Annotated in this window: 3 protein-coding genes; all 3 read right to left on the bottom strand. The window is 71.2% G+C overall.

What is annotated here, in order from left to right; genetic code table 11:
* Positions 1-313 (bottom strand): iron chelate uptake ABC transporter family permease subunit (locus tag R6V09_RS47155; RefSeq protein WP_317887613.1); only part of this gene is annotated, 313 nt, incomplete at its 3' end.
* A gap of 56 nt (positions 314-369) precedes the next feature.
* A complete protein-coding gene (locus tag R6V09_RS47150; protein ID WP_317887612.1) occupies positions 370-1,413 on the bottom strand; it encodes an ABC transporter substrate-binding protein in 1,044 nt (347 codons plus the stop codon).
* Between the two features lie 71 nt (positions 1,414-1,484).
* A partial coding sequence (locus R6V09_RS47145; protein WP_317887611.1) for an amino acid adenylation domain-containing protein occupies positions 1,485-4,349 on the bottom strand: 2,865 nt, incomplete at its 5' end.

The following is a 4,349-nucleotide window of genomic DNA, read 5'->3' as shown; positions in this document are numbered from 1 at the left end:
GCCCGGCGAGCGCGGCGCCGCCGCCCAGGGTGATGACGAGGACCGCGCCGAGCGTGGCGCCGTAGGAGAAGCCCAGCACGATGGGATCGGCCAGCGGGTTGGAGACGACGGTCTGCAGGACCGCGCCCGAGACGGCCAGGGCCGCGCCGACGAGGGCTGCCAAGACCACGCGGGGCGTGCGGAAGTTCCACACGATCTGGTCGAGCGCGGGGTCGGCGGGTGCAGCCCCGACGCCGGTGACGTGGTGCAGGACGATCGTCCACACGTCACCGAGCGGGATGGTGACCGCGCCGATGCTGATCGCCACGATCATTGTGGCGATCAGCGCGAAGGGCAGGAGCGTGAAGGCCAGCGGGACCCTGACCCGGCTCAGAACGCGTCCGGGTGCAGTGCCTTGGCGATCTTCTCCACGGCCAGGTCGTTGCTGGGGCCGAGGTACATCGAGTCGGACAGTGTCACGTACGTGTTGTTCTCGGCGGCCGGCCACTGGGGGAACTCCTTCAGCAGTTTCTTGGCGTAGGCCGCCGGGTTCGGGTCGTTGTAGCCGATGACGACGAGCGCGTCGACGTCGGTGGCGGCCACCTTCTCCTTGCTCAGGTCGGCGAAGGAGGTCTTGGAGGCGTTCTCGAAGGCGTTGGTGCCGCCGGCCTTGGCGAGGATGTCGTTGTAGATGCCCTTGGCGACGACCGAGCTGAAGTCGTTGCCGCCCATGGACATGTTGGAGAACAGCACCATGACCTTGGGAGCCTTCGTCTCCCCCTTGACCTTCGCCGAGACGGCCGCGATGTTCGTCCTGGAGGCGGCGATCAACTTCTCTGCCTTGTCAGCGGCGTTGAAGACCTTGCCCATGTCGCGCAGCAGCGTGTAGCTGTCGGCGATGGTCATCTTCGAGGTGTCCTGGTCGCAACCCTGCGGGGAGACATAGCTGTTGGCGCCGACGGCCTTCAACTGGTCCCTGGTGGCGAAGCCGTTCTTCTCGTCGAAGCCGTACGAGGTGGTCGACAGGACGAGATCGGGGCGCAGGCCGAGCATGGCCTCGCGCGGGATGTCGTAGGCGTCGTTGAGTTTCACGTTCCCGGTGGGCAGGGCCTTGATGGCGGCGGCGCGGCCCGCGACCTCGGACATGCCGTAGGTCTGCTGGCTGGCGACGATCTTGTTCTGGAGGCCGAGGGCGAGGAGGGTGGAGACCTCGGCGACGGAGGCGCCGTTCATGACGACGACCCGGCTGGGGGCCTTTTTGAAGGTCTCGGTCTGTCCGCAGTTCTCCAGGGTCACCGGGTAGCCGGTCCTCGACACGGCGGCCTCGGTCGTCGTGCCGCTCGCCGCGTCGTCGTCCGAGGAGTCACCGCATGCCGCCGTGAGGAGGCAGAGGGCTGCGGCCAGGGCGGTGACGACCGGCCGGTTGATCGACATGCGGGCTCCTTGTGTACGGGGTCTGTTCATGGGCTGAAGGGTTTTCCGTTGCAGTAGTCGGGGCGAGGCGGTCACGGGTTCCCGTCAAGTCCCGTCCGTCTGGCGGGTGTTGCCGGGGCGGGCAGCACACCCGCGGTGACGCAGTGGTCCAGGTGGCCGAAGACCAGGTCCCGGTCGGTCGGCGGGCTGGTGATGCCGCTGCCTTCCAGGCCGGTACGGACGTTGTCGGCCCGGATGTGGCCGAGGCGCAGGTCGGTCGGCGCGGCCCGGTCGGCGGAGTCGAAGAAGGCGAGCGTCGTGACGGCGACGTCGGCCGTGCGGGGCAGCTGCTCACGCCAGCGCGCCAGCGGCAGCCGCCGTAGCGGATAGCCGTATTCGTCCACCCAGGCGTAGACGTCACCGAGCCGTACCCGGGGCAGGGTCGCGTGGTGGAAGACCGGACCGGCCGCACGGCCGGGGGTGAGACAGAGGTGGACGAGGGACCGGGCCACGAAGTCCACGGGCGTCCAGACCTCGTCCTCGAACAGGTCGGGGACGATCCCGGCGGGGATACCGGCGCGCAGCACGCTCCACAGGAAGTCCCGCTCGTTGACGTGCCCCGTGCCGGAGGAACCGACCACCCGGCCCAGGCGGTGCACGGTCACCGGAAGACCGCGCTCGGCCGCCTGCTCCAGCAGCCGTTCCGAGGCCCACTTCGACTGCTGGTAGCCGTAGCGCAGTCCCTCGTGCGGCGGCAGGAACGCCTCCGGCACCTCGGGGCTGTGGCTGGCGGGCGGGGCCACGGACAGGGTGGAGACGTAGTGGAGGGGTGTCGTGCGTACGGCGGCCAGGCGCAGCAGTTGACGGGTGGACTCTGTGTTGGCCGCGCGCAGGGTGGCGTAGTCACGCATGATGCTGACGGTCGCGGCGTTGTGGAAGATCGCGTCGCAGGTCGCGGCGAGATCGGAGAGCGCGTCGCGACTCAGGTCGAAGTCGGGGCGGGCGAGGTCGGCGGGGAGGGCGGTGACCCGATGGCGTGCCCGCTCGTCGAGGACGATGCCGTGGAGGTCAAGGGCTCGGTGGATGCGGGCAGTTGCCTCGGCCTGGCCGCGGGCCCGCACCGTGCAGACGATCTCGGCCGCTGTGGCGGTGAGGAGTTGTGCCAGTAGGTGGGTGCCGACGAAGCCGGTCGCGCCGGTGAGGAGGATGCGGCGGGGGGCCTTGTCCGGGGCGCGGCTGATGCCGGGGCGGATGCCCGGGTCGAGGGCTGCGTCGGCGAGGAGGGCCGGCGGGAGTCCTGCCGGTGTGGACGGTGGTTGGGCGTTCTCGCCGAGGAAGTCGGCCAGTGCGGCGGCGGTGGGGTATTGGAAGAGCCACGCGACCCGGATGTCGCGGCCGAGTTCGGCACCGAGCCGGTTGGCCGCCTGGATGGCCTGGAGGGAGTGGGCGCCCAGGTCGAAGACGTCGTCGTCCACGGCGAGGGTGTCCGCGCCGAGGATCTGTCGCCAGACACCGGTGACGGTCCGCTCAAGGGGGCTGCCGGTGGTGGGGAGTTGGGGCGCGGATGTCCGGCTCAGGGCGGCCCGGTCGATCTTCCCCGAGCTCGTGCGGGGCAGCCGGTCGAGGAGGTCGACCGCGGAGGGGATCATCGCGGCGGGCAGCCTGGTCCGCAGGTGTTCCCTGATCTCGGACGCGGACGGCGCCGGTGGTTCGGCGACCAGGTGGGCGGCCAGACGCCGGGTGCCGTCGGGGAGGATCCGGCCCACGACGACAGCCTCCCGGATGCGCGGGTGGGTGAGGAGGGCGCTCTCGACCTCGGCGGGCTGGACACGGTGGCCGCTGATCTTGAACTCGTCGTCCGCCCGCCCCAGGAAACGGAGTTGGCCGTCCTCGCCGACGTCGACCAGGTCGCCGGTGCGGTAGGCGCGGGGGGCGCCGGGAAGTGCGTCGAGGGGTGCGAAGCGGGAGCTGTCCGGTACTTCGCCCCGGTAGCCACGGGCCAGGGCGGCGCCCAGCAGATACAGCTCGCCGTCGACGACGGCTGCCCGGATGCCGGGCAGCGGCAGGCCGATCGGGACGTCACCGGAGTCGAGGGCGGGGTCGTGGAGGTCGGCGACCGTGGCGACCACGGTGGCCTCGGTCGGCCCGTAGGTGTTCAGCAACGCCACCGACGTACCGACGGCCTTGCGCCAGCGGTCGACCCTTTCGGGCAGGGCCGCCTCACCGCCGATGACGACGGTCCGCACGCCCTCGGGCAGCGCGCCGGCGCCGGTCGAGAGCGCGTAGGCCACCTCGTGCCAGTAGGCGGTGGGCAGATCCAGCACGTTCACGCGCAGGCGGGCGCACTCCTCCAGGAAGCGCGGTACCGATTCGGTCATGTCGTCGGCGCCGATCACCAAGGTGCCGCCGGCGCACAGGGTCAGGAAGAGTTCCTCCACGCTCGCGTCGAAGTGCGGCGGGGCGAACTGCAGGACGCGGTCCTCGCGTTGGATGCCGTAGCGGTGTGTGGCCGCCGCGACGAAGTGCGCCAGCGCGCCGTGCTCGATCTCGACGCCCTTGGGGCGGCCGGTGGAACCCGAGGTGTGCAGTACGTACGCGAGCCCGGCCGGACCGGGAGCGGACGGCACGGTGGAGGCGACGGACTCGGAATCCGGCCGGTGCGGCAGGAGTACGGCGTGGTCCGGGAAGTCGGCCACGCGGTCGCCGGTGGTCACCACGAGCGCAGGAGCGGCGTCGGCCAGGAGGTGGGCGGTGCGGTCCGCGGGGGCCTTCGGGTCGAGGGGGCAGTAGGCGGCGCCTGCCAGCAGGACGCCCAGGATGGTGGCGACCGCGTCGATGCCCCGGGGCAGGGCCACCGCGACCACGTCGCCGTGGCCGACACTTCGGGCGGCCAGTCGGCGGGCCATCTCGCTCGCGGTGCCGAGGAGTTGGGCATAGGTGAGCCTGTCCCCCGCGTG

The organism is Streptomyces sp. W16 (genome assembly GCF_033194735.1).
Lineage (GTDB): Bacteria > Actinomycetota > Actinomycetes > Streptomycetales > Streptomycetaceae > Streptomyces.
The sequence above is the reverse complement of the archived record's forward strand: the minus strand, read 5'-3'. Positions and strand labels throughout refer to the sequence as shown.